We start from the raw sequence: 17,209 nt of genomic DNA, 5'->3' as shown, positions 1-17,209 counted from the left end.
ACCTGGGGGGAAGCTTGTCGAAGCGTTAATCATGATTTTACGACCCGTGGAATAACGTCACTTTATTTCAATGACCCAAGGTATTCCAACAAGTCTGCAACCTGCTGCGCCGTCATGTCACGCAGCAGCAGATCCGGCATCAGCGACTGCTGCTGTGGAACGAGCTGTTCAACATCGGCCATCGGAAGGCGAATCTCATGATCCTGAGCGTCCTTGAGCACCACTTCGCGATCATCGCGACTAATCAAAAGCCCCGTCACGAGCCGCCCGTCGGCTGTCTCGGCCAGGTACGTCACATACTTGGGATCGATCCGCTTGGAAGGTTCCATGAGACTCTCGAGCAGTTGCTCGCGAGTGTGCTTCTTCCCAATCGTGGTCAGTTCGGGCCCAATCTCTTTGCCCACCTTTTCGATCCGGTGGCAGTTCTTGCAGTTGACGCTAGCCGTCTCGAAAAACAGTTGTCGACCGCGATGGACGTCACCGGTGAGCGACAAAATCTGACGCGGCTCAATGACACTTCCTAACCGTTTCACCCGTTGATCAGGACTCACGAAACGTTCGAATAGGTCTCGCACGCTGGCATCCGGATGCATTGTGCCGCGTTCAATCACGAGCGGGGTCAATTCTCGGGGAAGTTCGTGTCGATCGAACGCGTTCAGCAGCATTAACGTTCCACCCGTGGTCGACAGCAATTGATCGACCAGGGCCGTTTCCCTGGTGGCGGTACTCGACTGACGCAGTCGATTGATCGCCTCGCTGTCGTCTTGTTTCTGCTTCAGCGCGGCTTCGTGTCCTGTTTGATCAGGGGCGAGGTCGGGTGAGAGTTGTTCGATCCAGTCATGGATCAACTGGATCCCGGCGCGATCCGGCTCGGAGGAACCGATGTAAGGCATGCGCCCCCCGCCGAGTTTCGACATCCGATAATACAAGACCGAGCGATAAGGGTTCCCGGGGGCAATGACCTGGGCCCCATGAATCCCGAATGTTCCTTGCGTCGGCCGGACACCAAGCATGTTGGTCTTGTCGAGCGTCAAGTCGTAATGCATTTGAGACAGGACCGCTCCGCCGGCATGCATCCGGTGGCAATGAGCGCAATTGACCTGCAAATAAGCCCGCGCCCGCGAATCCAAGCCCGCGTTCACATCGTACGGATTCGCCAGTTCGGGTTGTCCTTCGCTGGGAATCGTACGATCCAGAATGCCGATCGCCGCCAGCGTCTGCAGTTGTGAACTGGGACTGCGATCTCGATCTGCCTTATTCAGTTGAGGGATGTCAAAAGCGAGAGGGGGACCTGACCATCTGTTATGACAGCGCTGACATTCCGCACGACCAGCGAACCGCCAGGTTTGCTGTCGAGTCGTCCCCTCTTCACGGTCGTTGGCCCCCTTCGCATCGACGATTGTGAAGACGCGTTCCGCCCCCGCGGCAGCCACCAGGGTGGCATCCGTCTGTTCGTCGTTCCACTGGTAGGTGTAGGGCATCCATTCAATCCCATCAAAATGCAGGAGCTGCGTTTCGATCGCCTTGCGACTCGAAGGATCGCCTGACTTCAGTTCCAGAGACAGCGTTTTGACGAGAACCGTATTCAGGGGGTATGTCCACGGGGTCGTTGTCGTGGTTACGGCAAGCTGATCGGGGATGGCAATCCATCGTTCAGCAGTCGCGTAGTCAGCCCAAGACTCGGCATTGATCGAGTAAGCGACGACGCCCGATGCGACCTTTCCTTCCTTCACTGATGTAAACAGCCCTGTCTCTTTGAGTGAGCGGGGAAATGATTTTGAGAGGTCTTCCTGCGGATTGGGAACCAGTCGGTGAATTGTCCCGGCGGTGTGATCCAGGATATAGAATTCGCCGGAGTGGTCTTCTCCAAACCCGACGACACGGTGAGTCGTGTCGGCCAGCTCGCGATGATCCACGACCCGCCCGTTCTCATACCGAAAGCCCCAGAACTTCCCGGTGTCGTAGTCACTGTAGATATGAACCCCTTGCAGCTCTTTCAGCCGCGAGCCGTAGTAGGTCAAGCCTTCGGTAATCGACGAAGATTCATTGTGCGAGTGATCGATGACGGGGGGCAGGAACGGCGAGGGTCCGCGGGGCCATTCGGGATGCGTAGACTGACGCCCTTCCATCACTGCCCAGCCGTAGTTGCCACCCCGTTCAATCCGGAAGAGCATCTCCCACAATTCCCACCCGACGTCTCCGACCCACAGGTCTCCCGTCTTTTGATCGAAGCTCATCCGCCAAGGGTTGCGCAGTCCATAGCACCAGACTTCTCCGCGAGCATTGGGCTGTCCCACAAAAGGGTTATCAGCAGGAATGCGATAGTTCCGCCCCTCGTCAGCATGGTCGACATCAATCCGCAGGATGGACGAAAGCAGGTCGCTGATATCCTGACCCGTTTTGAAAATGTCAGGAGGATTGGCGGGACCCGCATCTCCCGTCGAAATGTAAAGGTACCCATCAGGACCAAACTTGAGACAACAGCCGTTATGTCCGCCAGAACGCCAGGTAATCAGCGGGGTTTCGGTGGAAACATCAATCGTCGGAGGATTCGTATCCGAGACCTGAAAGCGTGAGACGTGGGTTCCCTCGGGCAGATCGGGTGCTTCCAGGTAACAGATGTAACAGTAGCGATTCCGTTTGAAATCAGGATGAAACGCCAGAGCATAGCTATCCCTGACACCGGGAATCTGTGCGGCCAGATCCACGACCAGATCCGCTTTGCTGACATCAGGTTGATCGACGAACGAAAAGATCTTCCCCGATTGCTCGACAACGAACAGTCGGTCGGTTCCTGGCGCGGCAACCAGATCGAGCACGTTATTGAATTTCAGTGCCGGAAACGCCCGCTCGGTCACATAGGGCAAAGGTGGTTCGGGCGAGCCCACGACGCGCGAGGTCGTCAACGCCGGTCTCTGTTGGGGACGGGGTGAATCCTCCCGAGCGGACAGCGGATTCAGCAGGACCATGGCGGTGATGGCCAGACTGCTCGAGACAACGCATCTTCGAAATTGATTCGTCACCATGAGGACTGCGATTCCTTCGATCTAAAAATCCGGTCGAACGTGTGGGCCATATCAGGAAACAGTCGTGACTGAGGACTGCGGCGGAGGTGGCTTTGAGGGTCTCAGTTCCACATTCTGAACAGCAGAATAAAAACGTCGCCGGTCTGCCAGGGATTGTTGATCGAGCGGCGATGTTCTTCACGGGGTGGACGGTTTCAGGGGAGTGTCACGTCCCAGATCCTGGTCCGTTTACCTTTGCCTTCGGGACCTTCCACTTTCAGCGTGACGATGAACTCGCCAGGTTCCTTATACCGATGCTGGGGGTGTTGCTCACGGGAATGACTTCCATCACCAAAGTCCCAGTACCAGGAGGTGACTTTGCCGACAGAACGGTCGTGGAAAGCAACGAGCCTTGCGACCGGATCAACAACTTGAAATGACCAGTCGACCTCCAGCGGCTTTCGGATCGTTTTTTCGAGGGGCATCAGTCGAAATGCAATCAGGTCGGAAGCATCGCCGTACATGGTCGTTTTATGCGACAGATTCCAGAATCCGCGGTACTGAGCCGCGTTGACATCGTCGTAATCGAGGATGGCCCACGACATGCCGATGATGGAATCTTCCACCAACCGGGAAGGAATGGCTCGTGCAGGATCTTTCGGAGCGTAGTCGAAGGGTGTAACGAAGAACTCGAGGACCAGCTTACCACCTTCGCCCGGCTTGAAGTTGTACTGATCAGCCGCGTTGGCATACGGAAGGTCTTTAATCCACGGCTGCCCTCCCCAGACCATGCACCAGTCCTTCCCTTCCGCAGGTGTGAAGATGTGATAGTTCTGGGCATGGACGCCGTGAAACTGAAAGTGAGTCTCCAGCTTCTCTCGCAACGTCACGTCGGGATGCATCTGCCGAATGAAGGGCCCCCCCGAACGGTCGGCATCAATCACGACTTCAAAGATGTCATTGTGCAGATCATCGTGGGAGAAGTCCCAGTAGTTGTCGGTCGCTTCGTAGAGAAAATAGAGCTGGTTCAGCCCTTTGACCCAGCCCACTTTCACCGTGACATCGAGATCGGTCGGATCATGTTGATCGATGCCTTTCACCGTTTCGCGAAGCTGATCTGTCCCAATGGCGTAGTCCGCAGGGACAATCGACCAGTCTTCAGACGAACCATCAATTCGAGGTATCTTGTTTGCAGGAAACTGAAAGATTTTGAACTCGACGTCAGGTCGCTCGAGGCCCCGCTTTCCCGCAGACGGCTCCTCATCGGCAGCCTGCAGGAGGGTCGTCGATTCAGGGCCAGACCAGAGGGCGAAGGCCGATAACATCAGCACGATGAGTATGCTGGGCTTGTGTATTTTCTGCATCGGGACGACTCGCTCTTTCCAGAGAGATCGAAAGGGTTCTGCATCGAGTTCGTTCACCTCGCCACCGTCTCACGAGGGAGACTTTGACTCTAGCGTGCCCGGCAGTTGATTCCCATAGAACGGGTCGGCGGGTTTGGGGAGGACGCACTGCTCCTTTCCAGTGGAAACGAACAGGCAGTAGGACAAAGTGAGTAAGTCTCCATCCTCAGCGCGCAGAGACGTTATCGTTGCAGACGAAAGGGGCGATGGAATCACGCTTCGTCGAGTCGTGGCGATTCGCTAAGTATGCGAAGAGGTCTGCTGAAGAAGCAGCTTCTGAAGCTCGTGGCCCGAACAGGTCCCGCAGGCGGCTACCAGTGGAGCCAGATTTAAGGTCGCCACAGACAGGGTGAACTTCTGCACGGTGTCACCCAGTTCGGGACCAGGACGGAGTCCGGCAAACTCACCGACGCAAAAGCCGCATACGAACCAGAACAGACAGAAACCAAAGTGCCGGCGGACGGTCACTCCGCAGACGACGCCAATGAGTGTGGCGAAAACCACAGCCTGCCCGGCAGAGGCAAACGTCAGCTCACTGACGAATTGCCAGGACATGATCTCTCCGCTCACCAGACCCAGCAGCGCCGCTGTCGTGGCCAGCAGCCCATCAGCAAACGAGAAATCAGAGTGGATCCACGCACGGCTGCTCATCTGGCTGGTCCTTACAGAGTGGGCGGCGACCGGCTCGACCTGTGGCATCGGCCAGCGGGTTGCTCGATCGCTCGCCACTGTGAACTCTCCGTAGTCAGTCCCGATCGGAAGTTCTCCGACCTGTTTTTTGAGGATGCTTCACCATGTCCAGCGTCGCCTTTTTGGCTTTCTGAACAGCGGTTGGGGAGTCATTCGATGACGCGGCAGTACTTTTCTTCGAAGCATCGGTGGACTTCTTGGATTGATTACCCATGATCACGTTCCTTAGTGAAAGTCGTTTTCGTGGCCCCTGGGAAAATCCGTCGCAGATCACGTGCCGCAGGAGCGAGACCGAGGAAAGAGCCACGTTCCGTGACCTGTCTCACCCCTTGCTGCTCCCGAGGATCGCGCTGCAAAGCGGATTTGAGAAAACGTTCAGCTCGAACAAGTCGCCTAGTTTCCCCAAGGAATCGCTTCCGTCCCGGCCGACATCGACCCTGATGTGGTCGACGTGAAATTCACTTCCATTCGGTTAGAAATTGTCTTTTGATTTACTGATCATCCATTACACTCGCTGGAAAGAAGAGAGACGCTCATTCGACAGAAGATTCAGAGGCAGTTTGCAGCGTGACCACCCCAGCAGGATCAGGCCACCTCGATCAGAACGAGCGGTGCTTCCAGGAGAATCCTGCCGAAGCAACGACATCCACACTGCACCTGGGGAATCAGGCACGCTTAACATCCCTCAAGCGTGGCCAGGAGAAGACGCTTACAGGCCGCCTGCCATCACATATCGCCATCGGCGGGCTGTGGGGGGAATTAGAAATCTGGAGACTTCAAGCAGCTGTCCGAGTACGAAGATGGCGGCTGGTCGAGAAATTAAACGAACTCTCATTTTCACCTGACGGCGAGTTTCTCGCTGTCGCGGAACGATCGGGCGCGATTCACATCGTGGAATGGAAGAACGCCGATAAGCCCGTGATCAATGAAAACCTTCACGCATAGACTCATTGGGCCGCTCACTCTCGGCCCGCCCGCAGCGTGGTCTTTACCGCCAACAGTCGACACATCATTTCGACAGGTTTCGACGGTCATGTCATCAAATGGCCTCGAGTCCAAAAATCCACAGCCCGAATGACGATTCAGGAGGAACCTCAGAACCTGTTGACCCTGTCGTCGATGAGGGCATTAGCCTCTATCCGTGAAGGGAAATTGCGACTCGATTCACTTGATGACTTGAGACCCGTCACGGAAATCACATTGGCGCAGGAATATGGTCCGATCTTCCAGACAGTGGCGCCCGCGTCGGGAAGCCGGGTGGCAGTCAGCACCCGGTCGAAAGCAATTCTGGCAGGCAAGGCGGAACCCCACCTGAAGCTTCTGCCGATCGCCAATGAGACTTCACAAGGCCAGTATCCCCCCATCCTGTCATTTCTCTCAGACGAGGTGACGCTGGTCGGAATCGATACCATTCCGGAGTTGCGAGTGCGGGCGTGGAACAGTGAGAACCAGCAACCTGCCTTTGCCTATTCTCTTTCAAACATAGTGCCAAACCGCCTCGCGTTCGACACCTGCAACGACACCATGTGGACCGTGACGGGTTCCCGACTGTTACAGATTCAGCTCAGGACAGGCGACATTCTGAGTAAGCATCCGATTCCGGGCCGTGACGTGGGATGCATCGCCGTCTCGAACGATGGGCAAATGCTGGCGGTCGCTTATGGCGACCGACGCATTGAACTCGTTAATGCCCATTCCAACAAACTTCAGTCGACCATCTTCGGACATGTCGGAACGGTGGAAAAACTCCTCTTCACGAATGAAGGGAAAACGCTGATTGCGCTGGATGCCGGTCACAACCTGCGGTTCTGGAATGTCCGCACCGGCACCGAACTATTGAGCTGGCATGTCCCGGTCAAAGCGTTCGATCTGTCTTCTGACAACCAAACCTTCACGATCCACTATGAGGATCAGTTCGAGAGATTCGATCTGACGTCGCGAGAATAGGGAGGGTCCTACCTACCCTCAGACCGTCGATCAGACTCCGCTGACCTCCGGCCTGCCACAGGTCCTGTGACGTTACGTGACATTTCAAATTGGGAATGCCCTGCAATCCACTTTTTACACGACCAGTGACTTTCTGACGTGATCTACCGAATCATGCAGCCCGCTTGAGCGAGGCATTTTCTTTCGGTTGGGATTCTGTGGGATTGGAAGCAACGCGTTTTTTCCGGCGGAAGTGATTGAGAAAATCGAGAAATCCGGGGGCAATCCACTTCATATTCCACAGAAAGTGAGCCAGCAGCCCGACGAGGGGCATGCGGTGATTGTACCTGATCGCTCTGATCGCCTTCCGGGCAACGGCATCCACAGTGGTGCAGACCCACTGGGGTGGTTCGGGAACCGTCTTCCGTTCCTTGCTGGTGGCACACTTACGGTACAGATCTGTTTTGACGGGGCCGGGACACAGCGACGTGACGTGCAGCCCGCGGCGTCCGTACTCGGCTCGCAGCGATTCCGAGAATCCAATCAAACCAAATTTGCTGGTGTGATAGCCGGCGAAGCGGCCTCCTGCCACGAGGCCCGCGATACTGCAAACATTCAGAATATGTCCTTCCGGACGTTCCAGCAAAGACGGCAGTAACTCTCGGGTAATCTGAATCGGAGCGAGCAGATTAATTCCCATTAACCATTCCCACTGCTCGGCGGTCATCGTGTGCGTCGGACCGTAGAAAGCGACGCCCGCGTTGTTCACAAGAATATCGACACCGCCCCACTCTTCTGTCAGTGCCGTGACGGCTGCCGTAATCTCGGCTGGCTTCGTCAGATCGACCTTTCGTGAGGCAGAACTCACACCCAGGGCGCGAATTTCGTCGCCGACGGCGGCCATCCCCTCTGCGTTCACGTCCCACAGGTAGACGTCGGCACCCTCACGAGCCAGCGCGAGTGCGATTCCACGACCGAGGCCCGACGCACCACCCGTGACCAATGCCTGTTTGCCTCGAATTGATTTCATCAATCTCGTTCCGAATGAGGAGCCATGTAAGCCGTTCAACTGCAATTCTTCGACGCTACTCGCGTCTGTCTGCGGACATCCCATGTCCGCCGCCCGGTCTTCCTCACGACAGCAGTTTGAGGATGGCCTGCTTGACGTAGTCTTCCATCTGATCCCATTCCCTGATCATCTTCTGGATCTGCGGCGGCAGATTCGCCGGTACCGTGGGACCGTTCGTCGGCGGTGGATTATCAGGCGTGTTGTTCGCCGGGGGTGGCTGAGTCCCGTGGGGGTATTCGATCGGGCCTTCAGGTCCGTGGACGGCGTTCGAATACATCAACTGAATCGGTGCCGTGCCACTTCCATCCGCCAGGGGGATTTCTCGAAAGGCGACAGCCAGATCGACCGCTTCCGAAATCGGATAGTCGGCGATCTCATCACCATTGTCCGAGGTCCATCCCAGGAAGCCCTTCCCATTGGGACTTTCAAGTGCATCATCGACATCCGGATCGGTTCGTACTTCCTGCAACTGGTGATAGAACGTCGCGACAACATTCTTCCAGCTGGCGTCAAAGACCGGAATTCCGTTGGTTCGACCACCAGAGAGGCGTTCCGAGTAGACACCGACGGCGTAATAGATCGTGTTGTCGTCAGGCCGGACAGAACCGTGGTAGCCCGCCAGCCCCGCTGTGGAATCCTCGGACGATCCACCGTTGGGATCTGCCAGAACACATCCTTTGGGCAACATGAAGTTCACCACAGTGTTGGCAAGATCGCGTCCGTTAAACAGTTTCTGGCGGTAAAGGCTTTCAATCTGCGCTTCCAGTTCGGCCTTCGTTACACGCTGCGGTTTCCAACCTGTCAGAAAGAACGAGCCCACGAACTGTGACGAGATCGGCTTGTTATCAAAGTATTGCACAAGCACATTGTTCAGTCGTCGATCCGCCATCGCTGCAGCCAGCTTTTTGTCGATACTTCGCCAGTCACTGGAATCCCATGCTTCGGAGTCCCCGACATAGATATTCATGTACTTGAGATCGCGGATGGTTCGCCCACCTCGGTACTTCAGGTCCTGGGCGGGAGCCGGTGCGACACCATCCGCGATGGCTGCGGCCGAAGCGGACGAGGCCATCTGGTAAGGAGCTCCCGCGTACCCCATGCCTGGTCGGCCATTCATCACAGGCATTGCCCGACCGTCGAACTGGCCACCAGCACTGGCCAGCAGCGGATAATTCCCCGCTGCGGGTCGCGTATGAGCCATTTGAGAGACCGCGGCACCCGGTAGAATGCCAAACTGGCCCGCTCTGGCAGCTTGAGCAAGCTGCGGCGGTTGACCCGCAATCGGAGGATTGGAGATCGAACGTGTATTGGTCGGCGGGACGACGCGGTCACGATATGACGAACGCAGGCCCATGGGATCACTGCTGGTGCAGCCAGTGACCCAGGTCATCAATATCATCAGAAATACGGACTTCCGTGCCATTTCATGCGTCCTTCGCAAGAACCGTCTCAGAAAGAAACGGCGATTTCGGCCGCTAGATAGCAAAACGGCCAATTTCTGAATAGGCATCTTCTGCCGGAGCAGAAGCCGGGATCATCCGTTCCCTCAACTCAGCAACCGCTGATCAGATGGCACGCACGAGATCCAGAGCCTGCTCGAAGTCCGGAGGAAGAGGGGCCGTGAAGGTGTGCCATTCGCTCGTCATGGGGTGTGCGAACGACAGTTCGGCGGCGTGGAGGGCCTGCCGGGGAATATACGGTGACATGGGGGCAAGTTCGGGCCCGCCGGCGACAGGTCGAACACGATCGGGTTTCAGTTCCCCGAACGGTCCGTAGAAATCGTCCCCGACGACGGGGTGGCCGATGGTCGACAAGTGGACGCGAATCTGGTGCAGCCGCCCCGTGCGGGGCTTAGCCTTCACCAGAGTATGTCGGGAAAACCGCTCAATCACCTCGAAGCTCGTCTTTGACGCCTTGGCATCAATGGCGTCGGCCTGGCAGGACATCAATGCGCTGGCACCGCTGCGAGCACGCCCAATCGGCAGATCGATCGTCCCGGAATCCTCTTTTAGCACTCCGTCTACGAGTGCCAGATACGATTTCGAAATTCGCTCTCGCTGAAACTGCATGGAGAGCAGCCGATGCGAAAGATGATCTTTGGCCAGAGCGACAACACCACTGGTATCCCGATCCAGCCGATGTACGACCCCCGGCTTGAACTGGCCGGGAAACTGGGCATTCTGATCGAGATAATGCTGGACTGCGTTTGTGAGCGTGCCGGAAGGGTTCTGCCCCGTCGGATGGACAATCAAGCCCGCAGGCTTGTTAACGATGAGCAGCCACTGGTCTTCAAACACGACACCGAACGAAATCTCTTCGGCCGGCATCAGGTTGTCGGGGGGCTCGAGCAGCCGAACCGTAACCACTTCATTGGTAAAGACACGACGTTCCGGGGCAGCCACGACCCCTTCCACGGTGACCTGCCCGGCACGGACCATCCGGTGCATTCGCCACGCGGTGTAGCTGCGAAAATGCTTCACCAGAAATGTGTCGACGCGACATCCCGATAAATAACTTTCAACAACCAGTGTCGCAGAGTGCATGCGGCTGCATATCGCCTGTTTACGTTTTCGTGAATCAGCCGTTCCGACGACGGCTCGGAAGGCTATCTTAGCGGTTCTTGCCAAATGTGCTGCACTGCACGCGTCTCGTCAATCCTCATTTCTGGGGCGATTCCGTCTTCTCTTTGCTCTCGGCCGAGTCTGTCGGGGGAGATTCCACGAGATCATCGACTTCTTCCACGTCTGCAGCAGGGGGTTCGAGCTCCACTTGTTCCCCCGTCAGACATTCCAGATAAAACCGCAGAATGGGTCGCAGTGGCGTCGCAGGATTCGTCTGCAATGCCTGACGGATCGACTTGCCAGCATCTTCAACCAGGCCCGCTTCCATCTGCACCAGGGCGATCTGGTAAGTCAGATTGGCCCCTTCGAAACGGAGCCCCTGAACCAGTCCGGCGTTCGCATTGATTGATGACGACGGATAGGAATCGGGTCCCATCCACAGCGGGTTCAGCGTAAGGAACGGGAGCGTGTACAAGGCCAGGGGGACGGGCTGCGTTGCCACGGCGCTCCGCTGATCGGTCCACAGTTTGATCGTACGGACATGATTCGCGAGGCAGAGTGCCGTGATCGCCGCGGAATCACGCCACCCGGTCAGCGACGTATCGGTGGCAAAGCCCTCGAGACTTTCGAGCAGGCCCTCGGCATCCACTCCCTGCCCGACTTCCAGCAACCAACTGGCAAGAGCCAGTTTCGCTGGAGGATTCCGTTCGAGATAGATCGCGTCCTCTTCCAGGATTTTAATCGCACTCAGCAAATACCCCATCTGGTAGGCACCACTGGCGACCTGGAACCGGTCAGAACCGTCGTCCAGTCGCTTCGAGATAGCGGATTCGATCTGCGCCATCGGCTCACTCAACTGATCGATCGCGTCGATAATCGCTTCCCGCTCCTGTCGCTGTTCGGTGGTCATCGACTTCGAGTAGGGTCTTAACACCTTGAGCTTATTCAAGAGATTGAGCTGCACATCTCGCTTATCCATCATCTGGTACTGACGCAGCAGCATCTGCAGCGTTCCCGCGTCATCCGGTTCGAGGGTAGCAGCCTGCCGCAGTGCGACGATCGTCTGGTAGTATCTCAACAGGTTGGAACCGCCCGGGGCGTCTCCCTGATTCACGATCATCGTTTCGAGTTGCCCCAGCAGCGAATAGCTCATCCCCAGGACGCGATAGCCCTCAGCCGAGTTAGGCTCTTCACGCAGACCTTCATTCGCGTGTCGAATCGCCAGCAGCGCACAGGCAGCACGGGCCGAGTTGGGCATCCCCCCCGTCAGTGTTCCCAGTTGGATGAAGTGCTGACCTGCCTGGACCCCGGCCGGAATCGTCGGTCGCCGCAGCGAGAACAGGTTGTCGTAGGTCGTCGCCGGTTTTGACCACTCTCGAGTCAGATCTTCCGTGCTCACCGCGGGGGTACGAAAACCCCACTTTACAAGGTCGAATGGGTGATCTTTGCGATAATTCGTCGTCAAAGGGTCAGTCGTATCGGTCCGAACGAAGATCGCGGTGGCCGACTTCAAACTGGCCAGCTCGAATTCGTCGGACGACAACAGTGAGAAAAATGTGGGATAGTCAGGGGGTGGAACAGGTCCGTTCAGACGTGGCCAGGCCTGGCGAAGTTGATATTTGTCGAACGTCGCTTTCCAGACCTCCGGTTCACCGCTTCCAATCACATTATCCTGCTTCTGTCGCAGTGCCTTACGTGTCCGGTTGTGCAGATCGAGTAAATTGCTGGTTCCCTTGCCGAAATACAGTCCTGCCCGGCTGTCCACGAATGGCTTCACGCCACCCCAGATCATCAGGTCACCCTGCCGCAACGAGAAGTTAAAGGGGGTCTGGTCGACCAGATCCGCAGTGATGTCCTGATACTCGGACATGGCCGCGGCGAGATGGCTGTCGAATCCCATGCCGGTCCGTTTGCCCGCCGGGCCGTCCAGCCGGCCGCTCAGAATCAGCCAGGCAAACGCAAAGAAACTGAGAACGGTTACCGCCCGCCCACCACGAGAAAACAAGAGCTCTCGCCAGTCGATGGAATAGACCTGGCCGAATCGATCGCGGTACCACTCCTGGGCGTTCACCGTACAGATGACGCAGTTGACCAGACTGGCGACGGCCAGCTCGTGCATCGCGAACAGGCTGAGCACATTGACGCTCAGAAACGCCAGATAGTGGGAGACACGCACACGGGACCTGTTCAACAGCATCGTCACGATCGTCATGCCAAACAGCACCAGCGTGGCGATGGAACGGTGATTGATCGTTCGCCAGAAGAAGGGCTTGACGAGGGGATGATAAATCTGATCCGCCACAGAAGGTTGCGGGTAGGCAAACCGGAAGGCGGGATACTCGGTCGAGTACAACCGCAGCGGGGCCAGCCAGACTTCATAGGTGAAGGGATGAACGGCCATCACAATGAAGCTGGCGGCAGTGACCTGCGTGAGTCGACGGCGTAATCCCGTCCCCGAAGCACTATCCGAAAGCCATTCACCCGCCGTCCAGGCAAGAATCAACAGGAATCCAATCCAGGCACGCGGGTCGAGCTGAGCCCAGACCAGCAGCGTTGGCACGAGTAACCAGACGCGGCCTGATTCTTCGCTCTCTTCCGATTTGACCAGTATCCACAGAACCAGACTGACACCCAGCAGGGTGACCAGTTCGGGCTGGATCGTGAACTGGGGATAGCAAACCAGAAGTGCCAGCGCGGCACACAGCGAACCCCACCATGTGCGAATATTCATCCGCAACGCGTGAACCAGCAGACCGAACGTCAAAGCGGCCAGCAGGCCCTGGACGACAGAAAGCCCGATTCCACCACCGATGGCGTAGAAACCGGCACTGACGACGTCGAACAACCACGAGAGATTCACCCAGCGTCGCTCGCTGGCCGTATACGAGAAGACATCTTTGGCCGGCGGCAGCAAACCGTTTTGCAGGAGATACTGACCCGTTTTCAGATGGACCAGCGTCCGGGTCTCGCTGATCTGCGAAATTCCCAAAAGCAGCGCCAAACCGACGACGACCCAGCGCAACACGAAATCGCCACGGATCGCTTCGTCTTCCACAAGTTCCGGCGTTAGCGGTTCCCATTCGGGCAAACCGTCATCGGCTAACGGATCTTCGGGTGACGGGACTGCGGAGGACTCTGCAGGTGAGGTTGCAGTTTCCGGCAAGGGGTCCGGAGTCGATTTAGGATCAATCGTTTCGTCAGATGATTCGATCACGTTGTCACTCTTGGAAGTGTCGCCACGGACGCCGAAAGATATCGATGGTACGCAGACCGTTTTTCGCGGGTCAACCATCGGGTCCAAAGCGGGCCTACGCCGCCCTGATCGAATTCGTTGGAAGCGATTCCCCGCAACCCGAAATCAGTCCCGCAGAAAATGTTGCTGCTTCGTCAAAGACCAAGAATGTGGTCCCTTCGCATCCGCTGCGGCGACGAGTGAGAAGTCACTTCCCCTCACTCCAGATCGCCCCGAATGGGATACTGTCAGAGAGCCACGTCGGCGAGCCCGCGGCATGGCTGACGAAGACCGGAAATCAGTAACGGACGCCCAGCGAAATAATGGCTGAATCGGCCAGCGTGAAGTTGGGAGAGGGTCCGTTGAATTTGGTCTGCCGGTCGAACACATATCCGACCTCGGCATTGAACGAGTATCGCTGGTGGTCCCAGCGGATGCCGGCCGTCAGACGCTGATCGATGAACTGAGCCCGTTCACTGAGCGTCGGGTCCGAAAGGACAGTCTGCCACGATTCGGCCGTGTACTCATACTGACCATAGACCCAGAAATCGGCTCTGGCCCAGTTTCCCAGGAAATAACTGATTTTCGACGTCGGAAACAGAGCTCGTACTTCCCAACGGTCATCCGGGGTCCAGATGAGTCCCGCGTGTGGCACGAACAGGGTATCGACACGGTCCCAGATGGCGAGTCCCAGCACGACTTTCCAGTGTTCACAGGCAGAATAGGTCAGGATCGCTCTTCCGTCGAAGTTGTAGGCGTTGGCATCCAGGGATGCTCCGTAAGTCTTTACGATCTGTGGATGAAAGGCGATCTGGGCACTCCACGGACCGTCATCGTAGAAACCCAGCATCAGATCACTGGAGAGTTGATCGACGTGCGGGGGAAGTGAAATTCCCCCCGGGCCTTCCCACCAGTGCGCACTGAACCACAACGTGGCGTCGAACAGCAGGCCGGGTGTCAGGACCCTCGCGTACTTGGCGTTGGAATTCCACTCGGTCATCTGCATGGCACCGGTCGTTCCAGATGCCGTGGACGAAGGGAGAAAACTGAACTCGTTGAACGTCGTCCAGCCGAGCCGGTAAGGCTGTGGTCCGTAAGATCCCGTCAGCATCTGCCAGCCGTACGGGTCAAAGTAGTTTTCAAGTATCGGATATTTGTACGGGGAAAGCGGATTCATCTCCGACAACCGCTTCTGGATCCAGGGGTCCTGCCAGACAGCATCGATCGGATAGAAGACCGGAGGGCCCTGTGGATAGCCGTAGACCGGTTGGCCGGTATAGATGGGCTGACCGGGCGACACCTGTTGCCCCTGCGGAAACCCATACGACGGATCTGCATAGGCTTCAGGGACCAGCGGCTGCCCCGTCACCGAATCTGCGATCTGGGCGTGCTCGTGCTCAAAGACGACGTAGGGGTCGGCAGCAGAAATTGCAACGGCGAGAATCAGTGACGTGAGCATAACAGGCGATTTGTAACCGGAATCGCAAAACCGGTAGAGATGAATTTTTGGGCTCAACCCTCGCCGTCGGTGAATCCGAATCCATAGAATCGCTGCATTCCATCGCATTCCCGCTCAAACTGCCCTCCAATCCGGGCCACAAGTTATTTAATTAAAATAACTTAATGTAAACCAAATTCAGTGAGATCTGCTGCAATGTCGACTCCCGTTCGAACTCGTTTCGCTCCCAGTCCCACCGGCTACATGCACATTGGAGGGATGCGGACGGCTCTGTTTGCCTGGCTTTGGACTCGTCACACCGGGGGAACGTTCATCCTCAGAATCGATGACACCGACCAGGAACGGAACGTCGAAGCGGCCCTGGGACCGATCTTTCGAGCGTTCGAATGGCTGGGACTGAACTGGGATGAAGGTCCCAAAGCAGGAGGTCCCCACGAGCCTTACTATCAGTCACAACGGAGTCACCTCTACAAGGCCGCAGTCGAACAACTGCTCAAAGAGGGAAAGGCATTCAAGGATTTTGATCCCCCGGAACTGATTGCCGAAGATCGAAAGCAGGCTGAAGCGGCCAAGAAGACTTACATCAATGTCCGACGATCGCTGGAACTGTCAGAAGCCGAACGGCAGGAGTTCGAAGCGAGCGGCAAGCCCTTCACCGTTCGATTCCTGGTTCCACGCGACCAGAAGATCGCCATCGACGACGCAGTTCGAGGCCACGTCGAATGGGACTGCTCACTGATGCCGGACCCGGTCATCATGCGCAGCAATGGCACCTGCCTTTATAACTTTGCAACCGTGGTCGACGACGTCCAGATGGGAATCACACACATCATCCGGGCCGAAGAGCACCTGGCGAATACTCCGGTCCAGGCTTTGATTCATCTGGCTCTGGGAAATCCCTTGCCAGTCTTTGCTCATATCCCCTTCATCACCGCTCCTGGTTCGACGAAGAAGCTAAGTAAACGGGATGTGGAAAAACTGAGAAACAGTCCTCAGTTGAAGAAGATGTTCGACCGTGCCGATGAAGTCTTTCCGCAACTGGGGATCGGCGATTCCAAGTCACTGAACCCTGTGATGGTCGAGTATTACGAGAAACTCGGCTATCTCCCCGCCGGGATTCTGAACGCGCTGTCTCGCCTGGGCTGGTCTCTGGATGGCTCGACCGAGTTCATGTCACTGGAGGAAGTTGTCAAGAACTTCACTCTCGAGCGAATCGTAAAGGCGTCAGCCGGTTTTGATCCGGAGAAACTGCAGAGCTATCAGCAGCACTGGATGAATCAGCTCTCGCTGGAAGAGAAAGTCGCCGGTTCGCTGCCGTTCCTGATCCAGTCAAAGCTGATCTCTGCCGAACCGGATGAGGCGACAAAGCACATGGTGTCTCGGGTGATTGCGGCCCTGGGAGATCGACTGCGCGTCTTCAGTGACATCCTCGATTACAAAGAATTCTTCGTGGCGGATGAAGAACTGGTCTACGAGGACAAACCTTTTCAGCAACGTCTGCGAGACGTTCCCGAATCAGTTGGGTTTGTCCGTTCACTCCGCGAAGAGATTCTCGCGGTGGAACCCTTCGATGCGGCATCGGTCGACAAGCTGGTACATGACTTCGTCGAGAAGCAGGGAATCAAGATTGGGCAGGTGGTGAACGCTCTGCGAGTTGCCATCACGGGCAAGTCGGCGGGGGTGGGCCTGTTCGATGCCTTTGCTCTGCTCGGACGAGACCGCTCGATCCGGCGGATTGACCGGGCCTTGAGTCGAGTGTGAACACACTCCGGGCTCTTCGTCTTTCCTCTTCCTTCTGAAATAGTCTCTCGTATAAGTCTTATTAGAGCACCCGTGATTTTGTGGATTGTTGATTCGCACTTCG

General features: G+C 56.7%; 13 protein-coding genes. 4 read left to right on the top strand and 9 right to left on the bottom strand.

Going from position 1 to position 17,209, the window contains the following annotated elements; all coding sequences use genetic code 11:
* Window positions 1-62: 62 nt before the first annotated feature.
* From ACGY09_RS14330 to ACGY09_RS14315, 4 genes are all read right to left on the bottom strand, one after another.
* Complete coding sequence (locus ACGY09_RS14330) at window positions 63-3,026, bottom strand: PQQ-dependent sugar dehydrogenase (RefSeq protein ID WP_397568263.1); 2,964 nt, start codon at window positions 3,024-3,026, stop codon at window positions 63-65.
* A 194-nt stretch (window positions 3,027-3,220) separates the two neighbouring features.
* Window positions 3,221-4,369 carry a PKD domain-containing protein gene (locus tag ACGY09_RS14325; protein WP_397568262.1) on the bottom strand — a complete coding sequence of 383 codons (1,149 nt, stop codon included), beginning with the start codon at window positions 4,367-4,369 and terminating at the stop codon, window positions 3,221-3,223.
* A 279-nt stretch (window positions 4,370-4,648) separates the two neighbouring features.
* Complete coding sequence (locus ACGY09_RS14320; RefSeq protein WP_397568261.1) at window positions 4,649-5,137, bottom strand: hypothetical protein; 489 nt, start codon at window positions 5,135-5,137, stop codon at window positions 4,649-4,651.
* A 16-nt stretch (window positions 5,138-5,153) separates the two neighbouring features.
* The gene (locus tag ACGY09_RS14315; RefSeq protein WP_397568260.1) at window positions 5,154-5,312 is read right to left on the bottom strand and encodes a hypothetical protein; all 159 of its coding nucleotides are present in this window, start codon (window positions 5,310-5,312) and stop codon (window positions 5,154-5,156) included.
* 353 nt (window positions 5,313-5,665) lie between these two features.
* On the opposite strand from ACGY09_RS14315, the gene ACGY09_RS14310 reads away from it, so the two are divergent.
* On the top strand, window positions 5,666-6,043 hold the full coding sequence (locus ACGY09_RS14310) for a hypothetical protein (RefSeq protein WP_397568259.1): 378 nt from the start codon (window positions 5,666-5,668) through the stop codon (window positions 6,041-6,043).
* Window positions 6,044-6,172: 129 nt separating this feature from the next.
* Complete coding sequence (locus ACGY09_RS14305) at window positions 6,173-7,045, top strand: WD40 repeat domain-containing protein (RefSeq protein ID WP_397568258.1); 873 nt, start codon at window positions 6,173-6,175, stop codon at window positions 7,043-7,045.
* Window positions 7,046-7,196: 151 nt separating this feature from the next.
* Here ACGY09_RS14305 and ACGY09_RS14300 read toward each other — a convergent pair whose 3' ends face one another.
* The 4 genes from ACGY09_RS14300 to ACGY09_RS14285 all read right to left on the bottom strand — a co-directional run bounded on the left by ACGY09_RS14300 (window position 7,197) and on the right by ACGY09_RS14285 (window position 13,868).
* Window positions 7,197-8,054 carry an SDR family NAD(P)-dependent oxidoreductase gene (locus ACGY09_RS14300; protein WP_397568257.1) on the bottom strand — a complete coding sequence of 286 codons (858 nt, stop codon included), beginning with the start codon at window positions 8,052-8,054 and terminating at the stop codon, window positions 7,197-7,199.
* Window positions 8,055-8,157: 103 nt separating this feature from the next.
* Window positions 8,158-9,516, bottom strand: a complete 1,359-nt coding sequence (locus ACGY09_RS14295; protein ID WP_397568256.1) for a hypothetical protein — start codon at window positions 9,514-9,516, stop codon at window positions 8,158-8,160.
* Window positions 9,517-9,658: 142 nt separating this feature from the next.
* Window positions 9,659-10,636: an RluA family pseudouridine synthase gene (locus tag ACGY09_RS14290; protein WP_373649558.1), complete on the bottom strand. Its 978-nt coding sequence runs from the start codon at window positions 10,634-10,636 to the stop codon at window positions 9,659-9,661.
* 115 nt (window positions 10,637-10,751) lie between these two features.
* On the bottom strand, window positions 10,752-13,868 hold the full coding sequence (locus tag ACGY09_RS14285; protein ID WP_397568255.1) for a hypothetical protein: 3,117 nt from the start codon (window positions 13,866-13,868) through the stop codon (window positions 10,752-10,754).
* 44 nt (window positions 13,869-13,912) lie between these two features.
* On the opposite strand from ACGY09_RS14285, the gene ACGY09_RS14280 reads away from it, so the two are divergent.
* Window positions 13,913-14,191, top strand: a complete 279-nt coding sequence (locus tag ACGY09_RS14280; protein WP_373649560.1) for a hypothetical protein — start codon at window positions 13,913-13,915, stop codon at window positions 14,189-14,191.
* Here ACGY09_RS14280 and ACGY09_RS14275 read toward each other — a convergent pair.
* Window positions 14,185-15,345: a hypothetical protein gene (locus tag ACGY09_RS14275; RefSeq protein ID WP_397568254.1), complete on the bottom strand. Its 1,161-nt coding sequence runs from the start codon at window positions 15,343-15,345 to the stop codon at window positions 14,185-14,187. The two genes, ACGY09_RS14280 and ACGY09_RS14275, sit on opposite strands and share 7 nt — an antisense overlap.
* 195 nt (window positions 15,346-15,540) lie before the next feature.
* On the opposite strand from ACGY09_RS14275, the gene gltX reads away from it, so the two are divergent.
* Window positions 15,541-17,106 carry a glutamate--tRNA ligase gene (gene gltX, locus ACGY09_RS14270; RefSeq protein WP_397568253.1) on the top strand — a complete coding sequence of 522 codons (1,566 nt, stop codon included), beginning with the start codon at window positions 15,541-15,543 and terminating at the stop codon, window positions 17,104-17,106.
* The last annotated feature ends 103 nt before the right edge of the window (window positions 17,107-17,209 follow it).

Origin of the sequence: Schlesneria sphaerica (assembly GCF_044336245.1) — a bacterium.
Taxonomy (GTDB): domain Bacteria; phylum Planctomycetota; class Planctomycetia; order Planctomycetales; family Planctomycetaceae; genus Schlesneria; species Schlesneria sphaerica.
Note: the sequence above shows the minus strand (reverse complement) of the source record. Positions and strands in the feature narration are given on the sequence as shown.